This is a genomic window from Gaiella sp., assembly GCF_035710885.1.
Lineage (GTDB): Bacteria > Actinomycetota > Thermoleophilia > Gaiellales > Gaiellaceae > Gaiella.
Window position 1 is genome coordinate 22,507 of record NZ_DASTCS010000009.1, and the last position, 23,110, is coordinate 45,616.

The 23,110-nt window shown below is 72.1% G+C and carries 23 protein-coding genes; 8 read left to right on the forward strand and 15 right to left on the reverse strand.

Annotated elements, in window-relative coordinates; all coding sequences use genetic code 11:
- Window positions 1–4: 4 nt before the first annotated feature.
- On the forward strand, window positions 5–1,144 hold the full coding sequence (locus tag VFO26_RS02340) for a threonine aldolase family protein (protein ID WP_325113266.1): 1,140 nt from the start codon (window positions 5–7) through the stop codon (window positions 1,142–1,144).
- A gap of 24 nt (window positions 1,145–1,168) precedes the next feature.
- The gene (locus VFO26_RS02345) at window positions 1,169–1,549 is read left to right on the forward strand and encodes a cupin domain-containing protein (RefSeq protein ID WP_325113267.1); all 381 of its coding nucleotides are present in this window, start codon (window positions 1,169–1,171) and stop codon (window positions 1,547–1,549) included.
- Between the two features lie 16 nt (window positions 1,550–1,565).
- On the opposite strand, the gene VFO26_RS02350 is transcribed toward VFO26_RS02345, so the two are convergent.
- Together VFO26_RS02350 and VFO26_RS02355 are read right to left on the reverse strand one after the other, a co-directional pair.
- On the reverse strand, window positions 1,566–2,441 hold the full coding sequence (locus VFO26_RS02350; protein WP_325113268.1) for a haloalkane dehalogenase: 876 nt from the start codon (window positions 2,439–2,441) through the stop codon (window positions 1,566–1,568).
- Window positions 2,442–2,482: 41 nt separating this feature from the next.
- Entirely contained in the window at window positions 2,483–2,842 is a 360-nt protein-coding gene (locus VFO26_RS02355) for a hypothetical protein (RefSeq protein WP_325113269.1), read from the reverse strand.
- A gap of 190 nt (window positions 2,843–3,032) precedes the next feature.
- On the opposite strand from VFO26_RS02355, the gene VFO26_RS02360 reads away from it, so the two are divergent.
- Together VFO26_RS02360 and VFO26_RS02365 are read left to right on the forward strand one after the other, a co-directional pair.
- The gene (locus VFO26_RS02360) at window positions 3,033–5,732 is read left to right on the forward strand and encodes a M36 family metallopeptidase (RefSeq protein ID WP_325113270.1); all 2,700 of its coding nucleotides are present in this window, start codon (window positions 3,033–3,035) and stop codon (window positions 5,730–5,732) included.
- Window positions 5,733–5,791: 59 nt separating this feature from the next.
- Window positions 5,792–7,135: an MFS transporter gene (locus tag VFO26_RS02365; RefSeq protein WP_325113271.1), complete on the forward strand. Its 1,344-nt coding sequence runs from the start codon at window positions 5,792–5,794 to the stop codon at window positions 7,133–7,135.
- A gap of 61 nt (window positions 7,136–7,196) precedes the next feature.
- On the opposite strand, the gene VFO26_RS02370 is transcribed toward VFO26_RS02365, so the two are convergent.
- Window positions 7,197–7,922, reverse strand: a complete 726-nt coding sequence (locus VFO26_RS02370; protein ID WP_325113272.1) for an intradiol ring-cleavage dioxygenase — start codon at window positions 7,920–7,922, stop codon at window positions 7,197–7,199.
- Window positions 7,923–7,994: 72 nt separating this feature from the next.
- On the opposite strand from VFO26_RS02370, the gene VFO26_RS02375 reads away from it, so the two are divergent.
- A complete protein-coding gene (locus VFO26_RS02375; protein WP_325113273.1) occupies window positions 7,995–8,576 on the forward strand; it encodes a PadR family transcriptional regulator in 582 nt (193 codons plus the stop codon).
- A 31-nt stretch (window positions 8,577–8,607) separates the two neighbouring features.
- Here VFO26_RS02375 and VFO26_RS02380 read toward each other — a convergent pair whose 3' ends face one another.
- The 3 genes from VFO26_RS02380 to VFO26_RS02390 form a co-directional block, all read right to left on the reverse strand.
- A complete protein-coding gene (locus VFO26_RS02380; protein ID WP_325113274.1) occupies window positions 8,608–9,969 on the reverse strand; it encodes an FAD-binding oxidoreductase in 1,362 nt (453 codons plus the stop codon).
- A 111-nt stretch (window positions 9,970–10,080) separates the two neighbouring features.
- The gene (locus VFO26_RS02385; protein ID WP_325113275.1) at window positions 10,081–11,079 is read right to left on the reverse strand and encodes a glycerate kinase; all 999 of its coding nucleotides are present in this window, start codon (window positions 11,077–11,079) and stop codon (window positions 10,081–10,083) included.
- Window positions 11,076–12,599, reverse strand: coding sequence for a GMC family oxidoreductase (locus VFO26_RS02390; protein WP_325113276.1), 1,524 nt, complete (start codon window positions 12,597–12,599; stop codon window positions 11,076–11,078). The genes VFO26_RS02385 and VFO26_RS02390 overlap by 4 nt, the downstream gene beginning before the upstream one ends.
- A gap of 22 nt (window positions 12,600–12,621) precedes the next feature.
- Here VFO26_RS02390 and VFO26_RS02395 point away from each other — a divergent pair, with 22 nt between their 5' ends.
- Entirely contained in the window at window positions 12,622–13,086 is a 465-nt protein-coding gene (locus VFO26_RS02395) for an ASCH domain-containing protein (protein WP_325113277.1), read from the forward strand.
- Here VFO26_RS02395 and VFO26_RS02400 read toward each other — a convergent pair.
- Window positions 13,062–14,162: an adenylate/guanylate cyclase domain-containing protein gene (locus VFO26_RS02400; protein WP_325113278.1), complete on the reverse strand. Its 1,101-nt coding sequence runs from the start codon at window positions 14,160–14,162 to the stop codon at window positions 13,062–13,064. The two genes, VFO26_RS02395 and VFO26_RS02400, sit on opposite strands and share 25 nt — an antisense overlap.
- A gap of 57 nt (window positions 14,163–14,219) precedes the next feature.
- Window positions 14,220–14,528, reverse strand: a complete 309-nt coding sequence (locus VFO26_RS02405) for a glutathione S-transferase N-terminal domain-containing protein (protein WP_325113279.1) — start codon at window positions 14,526–14,528, stop codon at window positions 14,220–14,222.
- A 71-nt stretch (window positions 14,529–14,599) separates the two neighbouring features.
- Here VFO26_RS02405 and VFO26_RS02410 point away from each other — a divergent pair, with 71 nt between their 5' ends.
- On the forward strand, window positions 14,600–14,872 hold the full coding sequence (locus VFO26_RS02410; protein WP_325113280.1) for a hypothetical protein: 273 nt from the start codon (window positions 14,600–14,602) through the stop codon (window positions 14,870–14,872).
- Between the two features lie 18 nt (window positions 14,873–14,890).
- Here VFO26_RS02410 and purQ read toward each other — a convergent pair whose 3' ends face one another.
- The 6 genes from purQ to VFO26_RS02440 form a co-directional block, all read right to left on the reverse strand.
- Window positions 14,891–15,601: a phosphoribosylformylglycinamidine synthase subunit PurQ gene (gene purQ / locus VFO26_RS02415; protein WP_325113281.1), complete on the reverse strand. Its 711-nt coding sequence runs from the start codon at window positions 15,599–15,601 to the stop codon at window positions 14,891–14,893.
- Window positions 15,598–15,828, reverse strand: a complete 231-nt coding sequence (gene purS, locus VFO26_RS02420; RefSeq protein WP_325113282.1) for a phosphoribosylformylglycinamidine synthase subunit PurS — start codon at window positions 15,826–15,828, stop codon at window positions 15,598–15,600. The genes purQ and purS overlap by 4 nt, the downstream gene beginning before the upstream one ends.
- Before the next feature lie 8 nt (window positions 15,829–15,836).
- Window positions 15,837–16,694 carry a phosphoribosylaminoimidazolesuccinocarboxamide synthase gene (locus VFO26_RS02425; RefSeq protein WP_325113283.1) on the reverse strand — a complete coding sequence of 286 codons (858 nt, stop codon included), beginning with the start codon at window positions 16,692–16,694 and terminating at the stop codon, window positions 15,837–15,839.
- A complete protein-coding gene (purB, locus tag VFO26_RS02430; protein WP_325113284.1) occupies window positions 16,687–18,006 on the reverse strand; it encodes an adenylosuccinate lyase in 1,320 nt (439 codons plus the stop codon). Before purB ends, VFO26_RS02425 begins: the two co-directional genes overlap by 8 nt.
- Before the next feature lie 155 nt (window positions 18,007–18,161).
- Window positions 18,162–19,379, reverse strand: coding sequence for a phosphoribosylamine--glycine ligase (gene purD / locus VFO26_RS02435; RefSeq protein WP_325113285.1), 1,218 nt, complete (start codon window positions 19,377–19,379; stop codon window positions 18,162–18,164).
- A gap of 138 nt (window positions 19,380–19,517) precedes the next feature.
- Window positions 19,518–20,786 (reverse strand): adenylosuccinate synthase, encoded by a 1,269-nt coding sequence (locus tag VFO26_RS02440; protein WP_325113286.1) that lies wholly within the window; start codon window positions 20,784–20,786, stop codon window positions 19,518–19,520.
- A gap of 83 nt (window positions 20,787–20,869) precedes the next feature.
- Here VFO26_RS02440 and aac(3) point away from each other — a divergent pair, with 83 nt between their 5' ends.
- Window positions 20,870–21,703, forward strand: a complete 834-nt coding sequence (gene aac(3) / locus VFO26_RS02445; protein ID WP_325113287.1) for an aminoglycoside 3-N-acetyltransferase — start codon at window positions 20,870–20,872, stop codon at window positions 21,701–21,703.
- A gap of 21 nt (window positions 21,704–21,724) precedes the next feature.
- Here aac(3) and dnaB read toward each other — a convergent pair whose 3' ends face one another.
- The gene (dnaB, locus tag VFO26_RS02450) at window positions 21,725–23,077 is read right to left on the reverse strand and encodes a replicative DNA helicase (protein WP_325113288.1); all 1,353 of its coding nucleotides are present in this window, start codon (window positions 23,075–23,077) and stop codon (window positions 21,725–21,727) included.
- Between the last annotated feature and the right edge of the window lie 33 nt (window positions 23,078–23,110).

Genomic DNA, 23,110 nt, shown 5'->3' on the forward strand with positions numbered 1-23,110 from the left:
GACGGTGCCTGACGAGGAACGATCCCGGGCTGCGGTCCGTGGCGCCGACCGCTTCCTGAACGCCTGGCACGGCGGGCCGACGCTGCGCGACAGACTCCGAGCGATCGCCGACGTCACCGGCGAGGACGAGCGCGCCGACCGGTACGGCACCGGCGAGCGCATCGAGCGGCTCGAGGGCCGGGTCGCGGAGCTGCTCGGCAAGGAGGCGGCCGTCTTCATGCCGAGCGGCACGATGGCGCAGCAGATCGCAGCCCGGATCTGGAGCGATCGGCGCGGGATCCGGACGGTTGCGTTCCATCCGACCTGTCACCTCGAGCTCCACGAGGAAAAGGGGTACCAGCGGCTGCACGGGCTGCACGGGAAGCTCGTCGGCGATCCGAACCGGCTTCTCACGCTCGCCGACCTCGAGGTGATCCGCGAGCCGGTGGCGATGCTGTTGCTCGAGCTGCCGCAGCGAGAGATCGGAGGGCGGCTCCCCGATTGGGACGACCTCGTCGCGCAGACGGCCTGGGCGCGGGAGCGCAACGTGGCGCTGCATCTCGACGGCGCACGGCTCTGGGAGGCCCAGCCGTTCTACGACAGGCCGCACGCGGAGATCGCAGGTCTCTTCGACAGCGTCTATGTGTCCTTCTACAAGGGGCTCGGCGGGATGGCGGGCGCGGCGCTCGCAGGCGACGCCGCGACGATCGCCGAAGCGCGGGTCTGGCAACGCCGCCACGGCGGCACGCTGGTGACCCTCCACCCGTTCGTGGCCGCCGCGGAGTCGGCGCTCGACGAGCGGCTCGAGCGGATGCCGGTGTACGTCGACCACGCCCGCGTGCTCGCGAAGGCGCTCGCCGGTGTCGACGGCATCGAGGTCGTGCCGGACCCGCCGCAGACCCCCGTCTTCCACGTTCTCCTCCGAGGAGACGCCGAGCGGCTCGCCGATGCCGCGCTGTCGGTCGCCGAGGAGCGCAAGGTGTTCCTGTTCGCCGAGCCGGGCTCGACGACCTCGCCGTGCTGGCAGCGCCACGAGGTGATGGTCGGCGATGTGACGCTCGACCTCGATCCCGCCGACGTGCGCGATCTCTACACCGAGGTGCTGGCACGCGCGGCCGCCGACCCGCGTTCGGGACGGACGCGGCCGAGGCGCAGGCGCACCTAGACCGCTCGTGGGAGAATCGTCGGCGTGGGCTACACGATCTTCCACGCCGGCGAGCTCGAGTGGCACCCGCGGCGCGAGGGCGACCCGCGTCTCGTCTCCGAGCTGTCGGACGCCATGACCAGGTCGCGGGCGAACCTCTTCCGCTACCCGCCCGGCGCGATCGGCCGCCGGCACATCGACCCGATCCAGGAAGAGGTCTTCGTCGTTCTCGACGGGACCCTGACGATCCACATGGGCGCAGGCGATGCGCCCGAGCAGCACGAGCTCGGGCGAGGCAGCGTGCTGATCGTCCAGCCGGGGACGGCCCTCCAGCTCTCCAACCGCCACGACGACGAGCTCCGACTGTTCGTCTACGGCGCCCCACCCGAGCGCGGCGAGGCGACCTTCCTGCCGACGATCGAGTAGCTCGGACGCCGCTCAGCTAGCCGCGCACGAAGCGAGCGACCCGCTCCGCGATCTCCTCGCCTCTGTCCTCCTGCAGGAAGTGCCCCGCGCCCGCGACGATCTCGGCAGGCAGCGCGCCCGGGATGTGCGAGGCCATGCGCTCGGCGTGCGCCGGAGAGAAGACGCGGTCGGAGTCGGAGAAGAGCACGAGCGTGGGCTTCTCCCAGCGCGAGAGGGCGTCACGCACCTCGAGCATGGCGGCCGCCGAGGGATGGTCGAGCTCGGTCGGGACGAGCTCGGGGAAGGCCCGCGCGCCCGCCTTCGCGTCGGCGACAGGGAAGGGAGCGTCATAGCCGCGGATCGTGTCCCCGTCCAGCCTGGAAACGCACGCGACCTGCACGAGCCGGCTCGCGGTGAAGTCCGGGCCGACCTGGCGGACGAGCTCGCGGAAGCGGAGCCAGTCGGGCGATGGGGCCCGCCCGGCGCCGACGCCGGTGTTGAGGATCACGAGCCGCTCCACGCGGTCGGGGTGCGTCACGGCGAGCCGGAGCCCGATCGGGCCGCCCCAGTCGTGGACGACGAGCGTCAGCCGCCCGAGGTCGAGCGCGAGCGCGAGCCGCTCGATCGACCGGTAGTGGGAGTCGTAGGAGTAGTCGAGCTGGCGGAGCGGCTTGTCCGAGCGGCCGAAGCCGAACAGGTCGGGCACGACGACCCGACCTGCTGCACGGAGAGTCGGGATCATCCTGCGGTAGAGGAACCCCCAGGTCGGCTCGCCGTGCAGGAGGAGCAGCGGGTCGCCGGACCCCTCGTCGACGTAGTGCATCCGCAGGCCGTCCTGGGCCACATGGCGCGGCGCGTAGGGCCAGTCGGGCAGGTGGTCGAAGCGCTCGTCGGGCGTGCGGTACGCCTCCATGCGCCGACTCTACGCGCCCGGCCGGAACGGCTCGGTTGCGCTCAGCTCGTCGGCGCGCAGGCGACGTGGTCGAGCGCGAGCGTCGCGCGACTCCCGCGGTTTCCCACGGCGACCAGGCGGACGGACGCGACGCACCCTCCCGCGGTGAGGCCGGCCGGGAACGCGACGATGAACCCGCCCCGCCTGCCTGCGCGCGCGTGGGCGACGGCGATGCGACCTTCGACGCGGGCGGTCACGCGGGCGCGCTCGGCCGGCCTGAAGCGCTCTCCTCGGACGCGGACCGGGTCGACCGAGACGAGCTCGAGCGAGGCGCGCGCGGCGGTCCGGGCCTCGGCGCGCGGGAGCGCCAGCAGCGCGATGGCCGGGGCGAGGAGCGCGACGAGGACGGCGAGTCGACGCACGCGATCATTATGAGGCGTCCTCCCGCCCGAGGTCGTCGCGGAGGGTCCGCCGGTTGCCCCGTCCGGATCCCTCGATCGAGGCCCTTGCCAGAGGGCGAGCATCGTGGAAAGGTTCGCTGCTGTATCGGCGCCCTTCCCGTTGCGGCCGGCCCGGGGCGCGGCCTGCCATCGGACTCGGGGAGGAACAGACGTGCGACGATTCTCGTTGATCGGGCTCGCTGTGCTGTGCGGCTCGCTCGTGGCGCTCGTCGGATCGACGGTGGCGCCCGGCGCACAGTCGGACGCAGCCGACATCGCGGCGAACTACGTCGAGGACAACAAGCAGGAGCTCGGGCTGACCGGCGCCGACGTCAACGACATGCGCGTGACGAACCAGGTCGTGGACTCGGGCACGGGAACCACCCACGTGTACTTCCAGCAGGTGCACAAGGGGATCGGCGTCCACAAGGGCTTGCTCACCGTGAACGTCGCGGCCGCCGGCTGGGTGGTCAGCGTCGGGAACCGCTTCGTCTCGAACCTCGCGGCGGCCGCCGGCGGGCAGTCGACAAAGCGCGCCGACGAGGCGGCGGGCGCGGCGGCGAGACACGTCGGCCTCGCTCCGCAGGGCCTGCGCGTGATCCAGGAGGGCTCGGGGCCGTCGAAGAAGAGCAAGGTCTCGACCGGCGGCGTGGCCGCCGCACCGATCGACGCGGAGCTCGTCTGGCAGCGTGTCGACAACGGCGTCAGGCTCGCCTGGAACGTCGAGATCGACGAGGCGAGCGGTGAGCACCTCTGGTCGATCAACGTCGACGCCGAGACCGGCGCGGTCCTCCAGACAGACGACTTCGTCGACGAGGACACGGTCGACGGGATCGCGGCTGCGATCGCCCGGCCGTCGGGAGTCACGACGATGGCGGTCCGGACGGCGGCCGCGACCGTCGCCGACGGCTCGTCGTACAACGTCTTCGGGCTGCCGCTCGAGAGCCCCTCGGACGGGGGCCGGTCGGTCGTCCAGAACCCGGCCGATGAGAACGCCTCACCGTTCGGGTGGCACGACACGAACGGTGCCGCCGGAGCGGAGTTCACGCGCACCCGCGGAAACAACGTCCACGCGTACGCCGACCGTGACAACAACAACGTGGCGGATCCGGGGACCGATCCGGACGGTGGCGCCGGCCTCGACTTCGACTTCCCACTCGACCTGACCGACGTGCCGCTGGACTACCGGGACGCGGCGGTCACGAACCTCTTCTACTGGAACAACATCGTCCACGACGTCCTCTACCAGCACGGCTTCGACGAGGCCGCCGGCAATTTCCAGGTGAACAACTACGGCAACGGCGGGCTCGGGAACGACGACGTGCGGGCCGAGGCCCAGGACGGCAGCGGCCGAAACAACGCGAACTTCGGCACGCCCGTGGACGGCCAACGGCCGCGGATGCAGATGTTCGAGTGGCGGTCGGCCGCCCCGAACCCGATCGTCGTCCGGGCGCCCTCACCGATCGCCGGGACGTACTTCGGCCCGATGGCCGGCTTCGGCGACAGCCTCGCGACCACCGGCCCGATCAGCGGACAGGTCGTCTACGTCGGCCGCGGCTGCGACCCGGCCTACCAGGCCGGGCAGCCTCTCGACCCGTACCTCGTGCCGGCGGCGGGGAAGATCGCGTTGATCGACCGCGGCAGCTGCACGTTCGCCGCCAAGGTGAAGAAGGCGGAGGACCAGGGAGCGGTGATGGTCATCGTCGCCAACAACGCCCCCGGGCCTGCGATCGCGATGTCCGGCGCCGACCCGACGATCACGATCCCGTCCGTCATGGTCACCCAGGACGACGGGAACCGGTTCCGGTCGAACGTGCCGTTCGACGCGACGATCTCGGACGGAACGGGCGGTGCGCCCGAACGCGACTCCGACCTCGACGCAGGCGTGATCGCGCACGAGTACGGCCACGGGTGGTCGAACCGGCTCACCGGCGGCCCCGCCACGGTCTCGTGCCTCCAGAACGCCGAGCAGATGGGTGAGGGCTGGAGCGACTTCCTCGCGATGACGTTCACGGCCGTGCCGAGTGACACGCCGACGACGGCCCGCGGCGTCGGCACCTACGTGAGCTTCCAGGCCTCGACCGAGGGCGGCATCCGGCCCCGGCCGTACACGACCGACACGAGCGTGAACGAGTTCACGTACGGGTCGATCCCCGGCGGCGTCGCGAGCGGCGTGCTGACGGTCCCGCACGGCATCGGCTTCGTGTGGAACACCATGCTCAACGAGGTGTATTGGAACCTCGTCGCGAAGCACGGCTTCAACCCCGACATCTACGGGGCCTGGTCGACCGGCGGCAACAACCTCGCCCTTCGGCTCGTCTCCGACGGGTTGAAGTCCCAGCCGTGCAGCCCGGGCTTCGTGGATGGACGGAACGGGATCCTCGCCGCCGACCTCGCCCTCACGGGTGGCGAGAATCAGTGCGCGATCTGGCGGGGCTTCGCGAAGCGGGGTCTCGGCTTCGGCGCGGCCCAGGGCAGCTCGAACAGCGTCACGGACGGCTCGCCGTCCTTCAACCTGCCGGTCACGTGCACGGCCCAGTTCGGCGGCTTCCAGCCACCGATCGCTGCGCCACCGGTGCTCAACCAGGCGAATGCCGGCTCGACCGTGCCGACGAAGTTCACCCTGTCGGAGCAGGGAGGCGCTCCGGACATCGCCGCGGTGTTCGCGTCGCAGCAGGTCGACTGCGGCACGCGTGCGCCGACGGGCCCGATCGTGCCGGCGCTGACGCCCGGCTCACGGGTGCTCCAGAGCGAGGGCAACCAGTACAGCTTCAACTGGAAGACCGACAGCGCGTGGGCGGGGACCTGTCGGCAGCTGATCATCCGGCTGCAGGACGTCACCGACCCCGTCGCGTTCTTCCGCTTCCGCTGACCATCGTGAGGGGGAGCGCCGGTCGCGGCGCTCCCCCTCACGCGACATAGGCTCCTCGCGTGAGCGAGGTCGTGGCCCACCACCCGCCGTCGCACGGGCGCGTGCTCACCGGCTACTTCACGCTCGCGGGGCTCTACACGCTCTCCGCCGCGGCGATCTGGGGGGTCAACACCCTCTTCCTGCTCGATGCGGGCCTCAGCTTCTTCGAGGTGTTCGTGGCGAATGCGGCGTTCTCGGCTGGGATGGTCCTGTTCGAGGTGCCGACGGGCGTCGTCGCCGACACGCTCGGCCGGCGTGCGTCGTTCCTCTTCTCGGTGAGCGTCCTCGCCGCCACCACGCTGCTCTACGTGGCACTGGCCGAGGTGAATGCCGGCGTCGTCCCGTTCGCGGTCGTCTCGGTCGCGATGGGTCTGGGGTTCACGTTCTACTCGGGCGCGATGGAGGCCTGGCTCGTCGATGCGCTGGCAGTGACGGGGTACCGGGGCATGCTCGACAACGTGTTCGCCCGGGGGCAGCAGGTCACGGGCGTCGCGATGCTCGTCGGAACGGTTGGTGGCGGGCTGCTCGGGCAGGTCGACCTCTCGATCCCGTACCTCGTCCGCACGGTGCTTCTCGTGGCGGTGTTCGCCGTCGCGTACGTCGTGATGCACGACGTCGGCTTCACCCCGAGGCGCGTGACCGCCGGAGAGCTGCCCGGGGAGATCGCGCGCAACGCGAAGGCGGGCGTCGCGTTCGGCTGGGCGCAGCCGCCGCTGCGGCTGCTGATGCTCGCTGCGCTGGTGCAGATGGGGTTCCTCAGCTGGGCGTTCTACGCGTCGCAGCCGTACATGCTCGAGCTGCTGGAGAGCGACGCGGTCTGGGTCTCGGGGCTGGTCACCGCGGGTATCGCCCTCTCGACGATCGCGGGGAACCAGCTCGTCGACGTCTTCTCGAGGCGTTGCGGACGCCGGACGACGCTCCTGCTCGGGGCCGCCGCGGTGGAGACGTGCGCGGCGGTTGCCCTCGGGCTTGCCTCCTCGTTCTGGGCCGCGCTGCCCGCCCTCCTCCTGATCACGGCGGCGACCGGCGTGGCGAGCCCCGTGCGACAGGCGTACCTGCACCAGGTCGTCCCGAGCGAGCAGCGCGCCACCGTCGTCTCGTTCGACTCGATGGTCTCGAGTGCCGGCGGGATCGGCGGCCAGATCGGGCTCGGCGCGCTCGGGGAGTCCCGCTCGATCGGTGCTGCTTTCGTCGCCGGCGGGCTCGTCACGGGGCTGGCGCTCCCGCTGATCGCGCGTGTCCGGGCGCTCGGTGGCGACGCCGACCGGATCGTGGGCCGGCGTGGCGGCGTCCCCAGCCCGTGTGCGGGGGCCGGCCTCCCGGACGTGGTGGCGGTGGAGACCGAGGCGCGCTTGAGCGCCTGATCTCGAGCTCGAGGGCCCCGCAGCATCTCGCGGCGAAGGATCGGCCCTCCCGGCGGCGCGTTCAGCGCAGCTGGACGCCCATCGTGATCCGGGCCGCGTACCCCGTCACGTTCCGTGTGAGCTTCAGCAGCGAGCGGCTGCCGCCGTTCCGGTAGAGGGCATCGCTCGGGTTCCGGGTCGTGCGGGCAGGGCGGCGGCTGTACGGCACGCGACGGAAGACGGCGTCGGTGAGCGCGTCGGGAAAGTACAGCTGGCCGGTGTGCACGATGTCCCCGCCGACGTAGACGCGGACGTGGATGTGAACGGTACGACCGGGGTACCACCCCGGGTAGATCGTGCGGAAGATCGCGACGCCGTTGCGGTCGGTGCGCTGGATGCCCCGCAGGAACCGCGCTCCCGCTGTTCCCTCCTGGGCGAACCCGGAGTACGTGCCGCCGGCGTCGCAGTGCCAGATGTCCACCAGCGCGCCGGGGATCGGCTTGCACGTGGAGACGTCGAGCACCCCGGCGCGCAGCGACAGCGGCACGCCCGGCCGGCCGTCGCGCACGTCGCGCCGGATCCTGTCGTTCTCCGTGAAGAACGGCCCCTCGGTCTGCTCGGGTGAGAGGACGCACGTGACGAGTCCGGCCGCGACGGCGGCGGGGCCGGAGCCGGAGCGGCCCGACGCCTCAGCGCGCTCATGTGCCCAGCCGACCGCGCCGACAACGCCCGCCGCCAGGCCTCCCAGCCGCAGCAGCGAGCCACGGCGCGTGACCCCGCGCTCGTCGAGAGGCCTCGGCTCGTCCACCCGGATGGTGTACCACACCCGCCTGAACGATGTGTTACGATATATCGCGATACAGCTACACATGGAGGAGCCATGTCGACATTCGCAATCACCTCGGCACGTTGTGGCCGGGACGAGCGCGCCCGCTTCATGAGCGGCGGCCACCACCGCAGGCGACGCCACCGCTCCTTCGGGCCGGGGTATGCCTTCGGCAGGCGCGCCGGGCGCGGAGACATCCGCGCGGCGATCCTCGCACTGCTCGCCGAGCAGCCGATGCACGGCTACCAGATCATCCAGGAGCTCACCGAGCGGACGGGCGGCGCCTGGCGGCCGAGCCCCGGGTCGGTGTACCCGACACTCCAGCAGCTCGAGGACGAGGAGCTCGTGCGCGAGACCGCGTCCGACTCGGGCAAGCGGGTCTACGAGCTGACGGACGCCGGGCGCGAGCAGGCCACCGCGGCGACCGCGCCGCCGTGGACGGCGGCCGCAGGCGAGAACGACGAGGCGCTCGTCGCGCTCCGCGAGCTCGTGCACCAGGTGCTCGCCGCGACCCGCCAGGTCGCCCAGGCCGGCTCCGCGTCCCAGCTCGAGGCGGCCCAGGCCGTCCTGCGGGACGCGCGCCGCAGCCTCTACCGGCTGCTCGCCGAGGACGAGGCAGCCGAGGAAGACGAGTGAGAGCGGGGAGCACGCTCCGCCGCTCTCCCACTCAGCCGGTCGCGTGCTTCGGACGGAACATCCCGTCCGGGTCGAGCTCCGCGCGGAGCGCCTCCAGGCGCCGCCGGATGCCCGGCGCGTGGAACGCGTCCGGGTCGACGCCGCGCTCCGCGAAGTTGAGGAATGCCCGGCGCGACCGCCACGGCTCCGTCGCCTCGCGGACGACGGCGATCCGCTCGTCGATCTTCGCCACGGCCTCGGCATCCGTCGGGATGCCGACGGACTGCATCACGTAGGGCGGCTCGAGATGTGTCAGCGCGCCCCCGTTCGGGTCGGGACGGCCGAGCGCGCCGCCGAGGTGCCTGATCTCGAGCGAGACGAGCGGCGCCGTGCCGTCCATCGCGGCGGCGTCGACGATCGCCCTCGCCGCTGCGGGGTCGAGCGCGTCCAGCATCCACCCCGCTCCGCGTCCCGGAGCCGGGCCGGGAGGATCCCGGTGGAGCTCGGTCAGGCCCCGGGCGGGCACCATGGCGAACGTGTCCAGCTCGGGACCGAGCTCGAGCAGGGGACGGAGGAGCTCGCGGCCTGAGGGCTCGTCGCCCAGGTGGGCGGCCTCGACGACGGCCAGCTGGCGGCCACGCAGCGGCTCGGGAACGTGGGGCGAAGGCGGCACCTGGAGCAGGCGGCCGACCGATGTCACCTCGTCGGGCGCGCCCCGGGTCCACTCGGCCCAGGCGCCGAGCACCTCGCCCGCCCGCTCCACCGGCCAGGCGAGCCATCCCGCGAACGCCTCGGTGACCGGGTACAGGGCGATCTCGATCTCGGTCACCACGCCCACACCGCCGCCTCCGCCCCGGAGGGCCCAGAAGAGGTCGGGGTTCGTGTCCGCGTCCGCGCGGACGACCTCGCCGTCGGCGGTCACGACCTCCGCAGCGAGCACGCTGGACGAGGAGAGCCCGTGCTTGCGGGCCATCCAGCCGATCCCTCCGCCGAGCGAGTACCCGACCACGCCCACGTCATGGGACGAGCCGTGGAGCGCGGTGAGGCCGTGCTCGACCGCTCCGTCCACGACGTCCATCCAGATCGTCCCGGAAGCGACGCGGGCGACGCGCGACCCGGCGTCGATCTCGACTCCTGTCATGCGCGCCGTGTTCACGAGCAGTGCCCCATCGAGGGGGGCACCGGCGCCGTGCCCGGTTGCCTGGACGGCGACCCGTAGCCCGAGCTCGCGCGCGTAGTCGACCGCGGCGACGACGTCGTCGACGGTCTCGGGCAGCGCGACGGCCGCCGGGCGCTGGTCGACGGCGAGGTTCCACGCCGTCCGTGCCTGGTCCCACGAAGGGTCTCCGGGAAAGACGAGGATCTCGGGTGCGGCGGCCGTGCGCATGGCGCGTCCGCTGATGAGCTGTGACATGGCTGATCTCCCTGGGTCGCCTCGAAGTCGTACTTCCAGGCTCGCGACGCGCACGCCCGGAAGCGGTGCGGTTCTCCGCACCGCAGGTGCGCGTCAACCCCCCTCTTTGCCTCAGCGGCGGGCGAGCGTTTCGGCCGCCTCGGCTGCGAAGCGCCTCGCTTCGCGCTGCGCCGCTTCCGCCGAGCCGGCGAGCGCGACCAGGGTGAGGCACCGCACCCCGTCGGGCACGGCGGACGGCTCGGCGTCGCCCACGACGAGCGCGGCGGGTGTTCCGACCTCGCGTGCCTCGTGCAGCACGTGCCCCACCACCTTCCCCGCGAGCGACGTGGCGTCGAGGCGGCCCTCACCGGTCATGACGAGCGATGCGGACGCGACCGCCCGCCCGAGCCCGACCGCGTCCGCGACGAGCGCCGCCCCCGGGACGAGCTTCGCGCCGATCGCCGCGAGCCCGCCCGCGAGCCCGCCGGCGGCGCCGGAGCCGGGAAGCGTGCTGACGTCGATCCCGCGCGCCGCGCGGTACCGCTCGGCAAGCTGCTCGAGCCGCCGTTCGAGCTCCGCGACCCCATCGTCGTCCGCCCCCTTCTGCGGGCCGAAGACCCGCGCGGCGTCGACGAAGGTCGTCGAGACGTCGCACGCGACGACGACCTCGACCCCGCCGAGGTCGAACTCGAGGGCCTCCAGCGCGCCGAGCCCACCGTCGACCGTGGCAGAGCCGCCGACCGCGACGATCACGCGCCGCACGCCGGAATCGAGCGCGGCACGGATCAGCTCGCCCGTGCCGACCGTCGTCGCGCGCAACGGGTCGTTGGCTCCCTCCACGAGCGCGAGGCCGCTCGCACGGGCCATCTCGACGACGGCGGTCTCGCCGCGCACGCCCCACTCCGCGTCGGTGCGCGCGCCGAGCGGGCCCGTGACGCGGGCCGAGTGGCGTTCGGAGGCGGCAGGGCAGAGCACGTCCAGCGTCCCCTCCCCTCCGTCCGCGAGCGGCAGCCCGACGGCCGTCCGGCCGGCCCGCTCCACGCCGAGCGCAAGGGCCGCGGCCGCCTCCTGCGCGGTGAGGCTGCCGCGAAACTTGTCCGGGCAGCAGAGGACGGGCGCTTCGCCCGTCACGACGAGCGCATCAGCTCGGCAGCCCGCTCGGCGACCATCACGGTCGGCCAGTTGGTGTGACCCCGCGGGAGGGCGGGGATCACCGAGGCGTCGACCACCCGCACGCCCTCGAGGCCGCGGACGCGGAGATCCGGTGTCACCACGGCCTGGTCGTCCCAGCCCATGCGGCAGGTGCCCACCGGGTGGTACAGCGTCTGCGAGCGGGCGCGCAGATGTGCCCGGAGGGCATCGTCGTCCGTCGCGTCGGGGCCCGGCAGGAGCTCACCGGTGACGTGCCGGGCGAGCGGCCGCTCCGCGAGGATCCGCCGTGCGAGCCGGATCCCGTCGAGCAGCATCCGCGCGTCGTGGCCGTCCGCATCGCTGAGGTAGCGCGGGTCGATCTCGGGCGGATCGAGCGGGTCTGCAGAGGCGAGGCGCACCTCCCCGACGCTGGCGGGCTGCAGGAGCACCGTCGCGAGGGTGACTCCGTCCTCAGAGGGCGGGACCGTTCCTTCCTCCTCGAACAGCACGGGTGCGAACAGCAGCTCGAGGTCGGGCCCGGATGCTGCCGAGCCGACGCGGACGAACGCAGCCGCCTCCGCCACGTTGGAGGTCAGCGGGCCGCGCCCGCGGGCGAGCCAGGCGACGACGTGGCGCGGCCGCTCGGCGCTGAACAGCGTCTCCGCGTGGACGGTCGCGAGCACCCCGTTCGCGAGATGGTCCCGGAGGTTGCGTCCCACGCCGCTGAGCGGGAGAAGGGTCGTGATCCCGTGCCGCTCGAGCTCCTCGGGCGGCCCGATCCCGGAGAGCAGGAGCAGCTTCGGCGAGTCGATCGCCCCGGCCGCGAGCACGACCTCGCGAACCGCCTGCGCCTCCACCTCGTGCCCGGCTTCGCCCAGCCGGTACGCGACTCCTCGAGCCCGGCCCCGCTCGACGATCAGGCGTGTGGTGTGCGCCTCGGTCACGACGGTCAGGTTGGGGCGGCGCATGGCGGGCCGCAGGTACCCGTCCGCCACGCTGTGACGGCGCCCGCGGAGGATCGAGACCGGCGTGAGCCCGACCCCGGCGTTCTCCGCGGCGTTGAGATCGGCGGCTCGCGGGATGCCCGTCGAGACGGCCGACTCGACGAAGTCGAGCGTCAGGCGGCTCGGGCTTCGCTGGATCGCGCGCGGGAAGTGCGGATCGCTGCGGCGGTAGCCCGCGGCAACCTCCCGCCAGCTCCACCCCGTCGGCCAGGAGTCGTGGTCGGAGCTGTGGCCCCTGATGGCCATCATGGCGTTGATCGAGGAGGAGCCACCGAGCACCTTGCCCCGGGGGAAAACGACCCGTCGCCCGTCGAGCTCCGACTGCGGCACCGTGTCGTAGCCCCAGTCGACGGGTGAGCGATAGAGCTTCGAGAACGCCGCGGGAATCCGGATGTGGAGGCGCCGGTCGGTCGGGCCCGCCTCGAGCAGGAGCACGCTCGTCTGCGGATCTTCGCTGAGGCGGGCGGCGAGCACGCACCCCGCTGACCCGGCCCCGACGATCACGACGTCGTGCACGCGGCCAGCATACGATCGACGCGTGGCGGTCGACGGTCTCCCTCTGGCGGAGTTCGGCTTCCCCGGGCCGCTGCGCGATCGCCTCGTCGCCGCGATCCTGCGAGGCGAGAAAACGTCCACGACCGGGCTCTACGAGGAGTACCTCAGGAAGGGGACGCCCGTCGAGGCAGTTGGGCAACGAGAGCTGGTGGTCGACTCGGCGGATCGCGGTGTCGCAGTCCTCGAGACGACGGGGGTGGAGGTCAAGCGGCTGGCTGATGTCGACCTCGAGTTCGCAATCGACGAGGGTGAGGGCTTCGAGACGCTCGAGCAGTGGCGCGACGCCCACCTCCGCTTCTTCACGAGCCCGGAGATGACCGCCGCGCTCGGTGACCCCCCGGTCGAGATCGACGACGACACGCTCGTGGTGTGCAGCCGCTTCCGCGTCGTCGAGCGCCGGGACGGGCCGGACGCGCGCCAACTCTATGACCGGCCGGCGGCCTCGTAGAGCACGACGGGACGGTCGAAGTCCTCGAGCCGGCGTTCCGGGAGCGCTCGCAGGTCGACTCCGTACAGGTCGAGTCCCGCGACAACGCTCTCCGTCGTCGGAGAGACGACGATCTGTCCCCCACGCGCCGCGTCACAGACACGGAGCGCGCGGATGAGGCCGAAGCCGACGTATCCCGAGCGCCAACGCTCGGCCTCACCGGTGTGGAGGCCGAGCTGGACCTCCGGTCGCCCACCCTCCGGCCAGTCGGATGCCCCGAGCGCCGCCATCGTCGCGACCGCGGCCAGAACCGCGTCGCGAGCCCCCGAGAACGCGCCGATGAACGAGTCCCCGACGAACTCGAACACGCGCCCGTCGTGTGCCGCCACCACCGAGCGCACGGTGTCCTCGTAGCGCTCGAGCATGATGCTGTAGCGCGCCAGCCCGAGCGAGCGCATCAGCGCGCGCGATCCGACGATATCCGTGACGAAGAAGGTCACCGTCCCGGTCGGGAGACGTTCGGCGTTTCGCGCGAGCTCGCTCATGGAGCGCAGCGGCGGGAACTGCTCGCGCAGTCCCGGTGAGACCAGCTGGTAGATGCGCTCTCGCCGTACCAGATCCTTGAGGACGTGCTCGCCGAGATCACGAAGCTCGAGACCGGGAACCTCGTCCTCGTCGACGAGGCCGGCGGTGGATCGGGAGAGCAGGATCTGGCCCCCGTGCCCGACGGAGCAGATCCGGGCGGCCCGATGGACGCCCATCCCGAAGTAGCCGCTCGTTCCGAGCTCGGGCTCGGCGGTGTGCATCCCCATCCGCACGGCGAGGCAGCCGCCCTCGGGCCACTGTTCGGTCCGATGCTCCTGCTGCGCCGTGACGGCGGCCGCCACCGCGTCCTTGGCTCGCTCGAAGGCGACGAAGAACCCCTCGCCCTGGGTGTCGACCTCGTGACCGCCGTGCGCGTCGACGGCTCCGCGGATCAGCTCGCGATGACGGACGAGGACGTCGCCGTAGGCGGGGCCGAGGCGTCGGAGCACGCCTGTCGATCCCTCGACGTCGGTGAACAGGAACGTGACCGTGCCGACCGGGAGGTGGTTCATCGAGTGATGGTCTCACCTCGGGTGTCGCCCGCCAACCCGCCTCAGGTCGAGACAGACCTAGCGCGAGCCTTCGAGGTCGAGCCAGTGCGGCCACTCGGCGCGCATCTGGGCGCGGTGACGACCGGCGTCGCGCGGCTCGGCGTGGTGTCCGTCGAGGTACTCGATGATCTCGTCCGCGCCGTGCACCACCTCGTCCCCGTCGACGAGCGTCGGAATCGAGCGGATCCCGGTGGCCGCCTCCATCGCGCCGCGCTCGTCGCGGTCGAGCGGGATCGTGCGCGCGATCCAGTCGACCCGGAGCTCCGTCAAGCGGAGGCGCACACGGTGCGAGTACGGGCACCACTCCGCCTGCCAGAGCTCGAGCACGAGCGAATCGTCGCAGAGTCGGCGCGATCTCGGCACGGACGGGTTACACATCGGCGGCTATGTTGTCTCTCATGGCGACGGTGACGACACCCTGGGGGAAGGCCACGAGCGTGGAGGAGGTGTCGATCCCGCAGCGCGCCGGGGAGAAGCGATTCACGACCCGGGTCGAGCTGCTCGAGTCCGGCGCCGGGGAGCGGCTCGTGCGGTTCTCCTACGGCAGCGGGGGAGCCGTGAGGCGTGGGCCGGTCACGCTGCGCGTGCGCGACCTGGCGAAGCTGGGCGTCGTGCTCGAGCGGGCTCCCGAGCTCCGACGGACGCTGCAGGAGGTCGGTATGTCCAGGTGACCCGGATCGACGGCGGCGTCAGGGGCCGCCGAGGGCGTAGTCGGTAACACGTTCGCGCGCCGCCGCGATCAGCCCCTGCAGGAGGGGCGCTCCGCCGGTCGGGCCGAGGAGCGGGTCGACCGCGTGCTCGGGGTGTGGCATGAGGCCGAGGACGTTGCCGTCCTCGCTCGCGATGCCCGCGACCCGGTCCCGCGAGCCGTTGACGTCCTCCGTGTAGCGCAGGACGACCTGGCCCCGCGTCACGACGTCGGCGTACAGCCGGTCGTCGGACGCCCAGTTTCCTTCGCCGTGCTTGATGGGGATCACGAGCTCCTCCCCGGGGACACAGGCGGAGGTGAAGGGCGTCGCGTCGGACTCGACCGTGACGGCCGCATCGGCGCAGAGGAACTCGAGCTGTCTGTTGGCCCGGAGCACGCCCGGGAGCAGCCCGGCTTCGCACAGGATCTGAAAGCCGTTGCAGATCCCGAGCACCGGCCCACCGTCAGCCGCGAACGCGCGCACGGAGCCCATGACGGGGGCGAGACGGGCGAGGGCGCCGCAGCGCAGGTAGTCGCCGTACGAGAAGCCGCCCGGGAGGACGACCCCCCCGACGTCTTCCGGGAGCTCGTTCGCCGCATGCCAGACCGGGACGGCCTCAGCGCCGAGGTGCTCGAGCGCCAAGCGTGCGTCGCCGTCGTCGTTCGAGCCGGGAAAGGTGATCACGGCGATCCGGGGCCGCGCCTCGTTCACGGCGCCTCCGCGATGATCTCGAAGCTCTCGATCAGCGGGTTGGCGAGAAGCTCGGCGCACATCCGCTCGACCTCAGCGCGCGCGGCCTCGACGTTCTCGGCAGCGACCTCCAGGTCGACGAGCCTGCCGACCCTCGCGCTCGTCACCGAGAAGCCGAGCGTCGCGAGTGACGCCTGGACGGCCTCGCCCTGGGGATCGAGGATCCCCGCCTTCGGCCGGATCAGCACCGTGAGCCTCAGAGCACGACCTCGGGGCTCTCGAGGTACCTGTCGAAGGGCGTGCCGGTGAGAAGCTCGAACGCCTCGACGTAGCGGGCCCGCGTGCCGGCGACGACGTCCGGCGGCAGCACGGGCCCGGGAGCGGTGCGGTTCCAGCCCGTTCGCAGGCACCAGTCGCGGACGTACTGCTTGTCGAACGACTGCTGGGGCTGTCCCGCTGAGTGCCCCCGCGCGGGCCAGAACCGAGACGAGTCCGGTGTCAGCGCCTCGTCGGCGAGCGTGACCACCCCCTCGCCGTCGACCCCGAACTCGAGCTTCGTGTCCGCGAGCAGGATCCCCCGCTCCTCGGCGTGGATGGCCGCGAAGCGATACAGGGAGAGCGCTGCCGCACGCGCCGCCGCGTACCGCTCCCCGCCGCAGAGCTCCTCGGCCGCGGCCTCGGTGATGTTCAAGTCGTGGCCCTCGGTCGCCTTCGTGGCCGGAGTCACGAGAGGCTCCGGGAGTCGCTCGGATTCCCGCAGGCGAGCTGGCAGCTGGTGGCCCGAGATCGCCCCTGTCTCGCAGTAGTCAGTCCAGCCCGAGCCGGCGAGATACCCGCGGACGACGAACTCGACCGGCAGCATCTCCAGCCGCCGACACTCGAGCGACCGCCCGTCAGCCCGGAGCGCCACGAAATGGTTGGGGACGATGTGCCGGGTGCGCGCGAACCAGAACGCGGAGAGGCCCGTCAGCACGCGACCCTTGTCGGGGATCTCGGTCGGGAGCACGACGTCGTACGTCGAGATGCGATCCGTGGCGACGAGGAGCAGGCGGCCCTCCCCGAGGGCGTAGAGCTCACGCACCTTGCCGCTGCCGACGTGCAGGAGCTCAGGCATGGACGGCGGCCTCGCGCGTGGCGACGAGCATCCGCAGCCGGTCGAGCACGGTGTCGACGTGCGCGGTGTAGGCGTCCACGGCGAAGACACCGTCCAGGTCGACGCGGCCCGCGATCTCGGTGTCCGATCGCGCGAGCTCGCGGAAGTCGAGCTCCTCGTCCCAGGCCCGCATCGCGTGGCGCTGGACGAGCCGGTAGGCCGCGTCGCGGGGGAGCCCGCTCGCGACAAGCGCCGACAGCAGCCGCTGGCTGAAGAAGAGCCCGTGGCTCGACTCGACGTTCGCGCGCATCCGTTCCGGACGGACGACAAGGCCCTCGACGAGCCACGCGAATCGGTCGAGCATGTAGTCGATCGCGAGGAAGGAGTCGGGGAGCACGACCCGCTCCGCCGACGAGTGGGAGATATCGCGCTCGTGCCAGAGCGCGACGTTCTCCAGCCCCACGAGCGCATTGGCTCTGACGACCCGCGCCAGCCCGCAGATCCGCTCCGCGGTGATGGGGTTGCGCTTGTGCGGCATCGCGGAAGAGCCCTTTTGCGCCCGTCCGAACGGCTCCTCGACCTCGCGGACCTCGGTCCGGGCGAGGTGGCGGATCTCGGTCGCAAACCGGTCCAGCGACGAGGCCAGGACGGCCAGGGAGGTGAGCAGCTCGGCGTGACGGTCGCGCTGCAGGATCTGTGTCGAGCTCGGTACAGGCTCCAGCCCGAGCCGCTCGCAGGCGATCCGCTCGACCTCGGGGTCGATCGCGGCGTACTGGCCGACCGCGCCCGACAGCTTCCCGACCCGCAGCCCGGCGAGCGCGCGCTCGACCCTCCCTCTGTCGCGCTCCAGCCCGAACGCCCATCCGGCGAGCTTCAGACCAAAGGTGGTGGGCTCGGCATGAACGCCGTGGGTACGGCCCATGCAGAGCGTGTCGCGGTGCTCCTCGGCTCGCGTGACCACGGCGCGGAACGCGCGCTCCAGCCCCTCCAGGAGGAGCGTGCCGGCCTCCTGCACGGTGAGTGAGAGCGCGGTGTCGAGTACGTCCGACGACGTGAGCCCGTAGTGGAGCCACCGCCCGTCGTCGCCGAGTGTCTCCGCAACCGCATCGACGAACGCGGCAACGTCGTGATTCGTCTCTCGCTCGAGCTCGGCGACGCGCTCGGGCGTCGGCGCCCGGGCCGCCGACCTCAGCCGCTCGACCGCGTCGGACGGAACGACGCCGAGGGCGCTCCAACCGTCGAGCGCGGCGAGCTCGACCTCGAGCATCCGCGCCAGCCGCGCCTCGTCCGACCAGATCCGTGTCATGGCGGGACGGGCGTAGCGAGCGATCACGAGGTCATTCTAGATGTGCCGCCCGGCCGTACCCCGTGACGAAGTCGGCACGATGCTGCCTCTGTTTCTCCACATTCGTTGCCTGTCTGGACGATAGAATCGAAAGTGGGTGGTGGGTTGGGGTGCCCCAGAGGAAGAGCGCTCTTTGCGAATCCTCACGCCGCAGCGGCGGCCGCCAGCGCGATGTCCTCCCGCCGTCGTGCGCCCGGGATGCGGACCAGGTCGGCAGCGGCGTATGCGCGACCCCGTGCCGCTGCGACCGTCGGTCCCGTCGCCGTGACGCCCAGCAGGCGGCCGCCGTTCGTGACGAGCCGCCCGTCGTGGAGGGCGGTGCCGGCCTGGAAGACGAGCGCGCCCGTGGCCTCGGCATCGGCGACGCCGTCGATCGGCGTCCCGCGGTCCGAGGCTTCGGGGTAGTCGCCCGCGGCGAGCACGACGGTGACCGCGGCCCCCTCGACGCGACCGAGCGAGATGGCGCCCAGGGATCCGCTCGCGGCCGCCGCCAGCGCGCCCAGCAGGTCGCCCTCGACGAGCGGCAGGACGGACTGCGTCTCCGGATCGCCGAACCGGCAGTTGTACTCGAGCACACGCGGCCCGTCGGCCGTGAGCATGAGGCCGGCGAAGAGGGTGCCGACGAACGGCGTGCCACGCAGTGCGAGCTCGTCGAGGACCGGCTGGATGCACGTCTCGAGCAGGCCGGAGAGCGCGTGGCCGTCGATGCCCGGGACAGGCGCGAACGAGCCCATGCCGCCCGTGTTCGGCCCCTCGTCGCCGTCGTAGGCCCGCTTGAAGTCCCTCGCGGGGGCGAGCGGCAACGCACCCGCGCCGTCGCAGACCGCGAGGATCGACAGCTCCGAGCCCTCGAGCAGCTCCTCGACGAGCACCGCGCCGTGGAACTCACGGGCCGCGTCGAGGCCGGCCTCGAGCTCCACGTTCGTACGGCAGACGAGCACGCCCTTGCCCGCCGCAAGACCGTCGGCCTTGACGACGCACGGCGCACGCGGCACGTCGAGCAGCGCAGCCGTCGGCACGCCCGCGGCGGCCATCACTTCCTTGGCGAACCTCTTCGAGCCCTCGATGCGGGCCGCGGCCGCGGACGGGCCGAAGACGGAGATCCCCGCGTGCCGAAGCGTGTCTGCCACGCCCGCGACGAGGGGCGCCTCCGGGCCGACGACGACCAGGTCGATCGCGAGCGACCGCGCAAGCCCGAGCAGACCGTCGGCGTCGTCCGCGGCGATCGGATGGCAGGTCGCGAGCGTGGCGATCCCCGGGTTCCCGGGCGCCGCGTGCAGATCCGTGAGAGCCGGTGAGGACGCGATCCGCCAGGCGAGCGCGTGCTCACGACCCCCCGAGCCGACGAGAAGGACGCGCACGCAGGCGAGTCTACGACCCGGACCTGCGGTCGACCGCGTGGCGCAGCAGGCCGTGGCCCCGGCCCGGGACGACGTTCGAGCCCGCCACGCGCGCCCGGTACGTCCGGCGAGGCCTGCAGTCCCGCAGCGGCGTGGTCGTCAGGGCTGCAGCGCGAGCACCGCGTCCCGCGCCGCGCCCGTGCCGACGATCGTCACGGGGACCGTCAGCGCCTCCGAGACGAACGCGACGTAGTCGGCTGCCGCGGCAGGCAGCGCCGGGCCCTCGAGCTTCTCGCGCCACCCGGGCAGGGTCTCGAACACGGGTGCGCAGTGGTGGAAGTCGGACTGGTGGGCCGGGAAGTCCTCGGTCTCGGACCCGTCGGGCAGGCGGTACCGCACGCACAGCGGGATCTCGTCGAACTCCGAGAGGACGTCGAGCTTCGTGAGCGCCAGCGAGGTGATCCCGTTGACCCGCACCGCAAAGCGGAGCGCGACGAGGTCGAGCCAGCCGCAGCGCCGCTCGCGACCCGTCACGGTGCCGAACTCGCCGCCGATCTCCCGCACCCGGTCCTGCGCGGGACCGTCGATCTCGCTCGGAAACGGCCCTTCGCCCACGCGCGTGACGTACGCCTTCGAGACGCCGACGACTTCGTCGATCCGCTGGGGGCCGATGCCGAAGCTCACGGCCGCCCCGGCCGCGATCGGGCTCGACGACGTGACAAAGGGGTACGTCCCGTGGTCGAGGTCGAGCAGCGTCCCCTGCGCCCCCTCGAAGAGCACACGCCGGTCGTCGCGGAGCGCGCGATCGACGAGTAGCGACGTGTCGGCCACGTAGGGCGCGAGGCGCTCGGCGTGTGCCAGCGTCTGCGTCACGACCTCCTCGACGTCGAACGGGTCGATGCCGTAGACGCGCTCGAGCCACACGTTCTTCTCGCCCGCCGCCAGTTCGACTTTCTCGCGCAGGATCTTCGGATCGAGCAGGTCTTGCACGCGGATCCCGATCCGGGTCGCCTTGTCGGCGTATGCGGGACCGATCCCACGTCGGGTCGTCCCGATCTGCAGCTTGCCGAGACGCCGCTCGCGGGCGCCGTCCAGGGCGACGTGCCAGGGCATGATCAGGTGCGCGTTCCCGGACACGAAGACGAGCCCGTCCGTGCGGTGTCCGCGCGCCTCGAGATCGTCCAGCTCCTGGATCAGCACCGCGGGGTCGACCACGCAGCCCGCCCCGATGGCGCTGGCCACGCCGGCGACGATTCCGGACGGGATCGCGCGGATCTTGTACGTCTCGCCCTCGACGACGATCGTGTGCCCGGCGTTCGGGCCGCCCTGGTAGCGGCAGACGAGGTCGGACTCCTGGGCGAGCAGGTCGACGATCTTCCCCTTCCCCTCGTCGCCCCACTGCGCCCCGACGATCACGGTCGCGGGCACGTGCGTCATTCTCGCATGCGCCGCGGCCCCCCGGGTCCCGCGCGCGCGGCGAGATCGTGGCATCGACCGTCTACCCTCGTCTCGTGCTCGTCGGACGGACGCTGCTCGCGCGCGACCTGGGGGCGCTCGGCGTCCGCCCCGGAGCCATCGCATTCGTCCACTGTCGCATGTCGGCGCTCGGAACCGTGGTGGGCGGTGCAGAGACCGTGATCCGGGCGCTGCTCGACGTCGTCGGCCCGGCCGGCACGCTCGTGGCGTACACCGGGTGGGAGGACGCGCCGCCGGACGACCTCGATGCGTTGGCGCAAGCCGACCGGGAGCTGATCCTCGCCGAGCACCCCGCGTACGACCCCGCGGTCGCCAGAGCCAGGCGCGACCACGGACGCGTGGCCGAGGCATTGCGGACGTGGCCCGGCGCAGTTCACTCCGGTCATCCCGAGGCAGGGATCGCTGCCGTCGGGCCGGGCGGGCGCGAGATCACCCTGCCGCACCCGCTCGACGACGCGTACGGGGAGGGGACGCCGTACGCACGGGTGGTGGAGCGCTCGGGGCAGGTGGTGCTCCTCGGAGCACCGCTCGACACGGTCACGCTCGTGCACCACGCCGAGGCCGTCGCCCGGGTGCACGGCAAGAGGCGCGTCGAATGGCGCTGCCCGGTGCTCGTCGACGGCACGCGCGAGTGGCGAACGCTGCACGACATCGACACCGGCTCGGGGGCGCTGCCGTACGAGCGGATCGCCGGCGAGGTCGACTACGTCGAGCACTTCGCACGGCAGGCCCTGGAGCGCGGCGCGGGTCGATCCGGGCCACTCGGCAGCGGCACCGGCCACGTCTTCGACGCCGCCGCCCTCGTGGCGGGGACCGTGGCGTCGATCGAGGCGGCGTTCGCGCGTTCGCCGACCCGCGCGTGGGACTGAGAGCGTGAGGCGTGCCCGGGGCTACGCGGCCGCGCCAGCGAGGTCGGCGAACTTCGCGTAGCGTCGCAGGAAGCTCAGCTTGATCGCGTCGGTCGGGCCGTTTCGGTGCTTCGCGAGGATCAGCTCGGCGAGGCCCTGCTGGTCCGACTCCTCGCCGTTGTAGTACTCGTCGCGGTAGACGAAGAAGACGAGGTCCGCGTCCTGCTCGATCGATCCGGACTCGCGCAGGTCGGAGAGGATCGGCCGCTTGTCATGACGCTGCTCGACCGCCCGCGAGAGCTGCGAGAGGGCCAGGATCGGGACGTCGAGGTCGCGGGCGAGCACCTTGAGGTTCCGGGAGATCTGCGAGACCTCCTGGACACGGTTCTCGGCGGTCCCGCCGGAGGTCATCAGCTGCAGGTAGTCGACGATGATCAGCCCCAGGGCGGGCTCGCGGGCCTTCAGCCGCCGGGCCTTCGAGCGGAGCTCCATCATCGTGATCGAGCCCGTGTCGTCGACGTAGATGGGCGCCTTCATGAGCTTGTCGCACGCCGCCGTGAGGCGAGGCCAGTCCTCCTGCGTGAGCTTCCCCGACCGGACGCGGTCCGACTCCACCTTCGCCTCGCTGCACATGAGGCGCTGGGTGACCTCGGCCTTGGACATCTCGAGGGTGAACAGCGCGACGGGCGTGGAGCTCCGGACTCCGAGGTTCGCGCCGATGCAGAGCGCGAGGGCCGACTTGCCCATCGACGGGCGCGCGGCGAGGATGACCAGGTTCCCCGGCTGGAACCCCGACGTCAGTCGGTCGAGGTCACGGAAGCCGGACGGGATCCCGGTGACCTCTGCGCCGGCCTCGTACAGCTTCGTGATGCGCTCGAAGCTCTCCGTGAGGAGCGGCCCGATGTGCGCGAAGTCCCCTGTCAGGCGTTGCTGGGCGAGGTCGAACACGATCTGCTCTGCCCGGTCGACCAGCTGGGCCGTCTCGCCGAGGCGCTCGTGACCGAGCCGGGTGATCTCCTGTCCCGCCTGGATGAGCCCACGGAGCGTCGAGTTCTCCTTGACGATTCGCGCGTAGTGCTCGACGTTCGCCGTCGCGGAGACGAGCGCGGCAAGCTCCGCGACGCGCGCGCTGCCGCCGATGGACTCGAGCTCGCCGCGCTCCTCGAGCTCGTTCGCGAGCGTGATCGCGTCGACCGGCTCGCCCTTGCCCCACAGCCCGAGGCACGCGCGGTAGATCGTCCCGTGCGAGCCGCGGTAGAAGTGGGAGGCATCGAGGATCTCGGTGACCGCGCCGATCGCCGTCTCGGAGAGGAGCATCGCGCCGAGCACGGCCTCCTCGGCCTCGAGGTTCTGCGGCGGCACGAGAGCCGACGGCGGCGCTTGCACGGTGCTCATCTCGGTGCATCAAAGCCGTCGCCAGCAGACATG

Excerpts from the sequence above, each read along its gene's own strand:
- VFO26_RS02425 (WP_325113283.1), bottom strand. The coding sequence starts at position 16,694 with ATGCCTGAGCTCCTGCACGTCGGCAGCGGCAAGGTGCGTGAGCTCTAC.
- dnaB (WP_325113288.1), bottom strand. The coding sequence starts at position 23,077 with ATGAGCACCGTGCAAGCGCCGCCGTCGGCTCTCGTGCCGCCGCAGAAC.
- VFO26_RS02350 (WP_325113268.1), bottom strand. The coding sequence starts at position 2,441 with ATGGAGGCGTACCGCACGCCCGACGAGCGCTTCGACCACCTGCCCGAC.
- VFO26_RS02400 (WP_325113278.1), bottom strand. The coding sequence starts at position 14,162 with ATGAACCACCTCCCGGTCGGCACGGTCACGTTCCTGTTCACCGACGTC.
- VFO26_RS02375 (WP_325113273.1), top strand. The coding sequence starts at position 7,995 with ATGTCGACATTCGCAATCACCTCGGCACGTTGTGGCCGGGACGAGCGC.
- VFO26_RS02380 (WP_325113274.1), bottom strand. The coding sequence starts at position 9,969 with ATGTCACAGCTCATCAGCGGACGCGCCATGCGCACGGCCGCCGCACCC.
- VFO26_RS02410 (WP_325113280.1), top strand. The coding sequence starts at position 14,600 with ATGGCGACGGTGACGACACCCTGGGGGAAGGCCACGAGCGTGGAGGAG.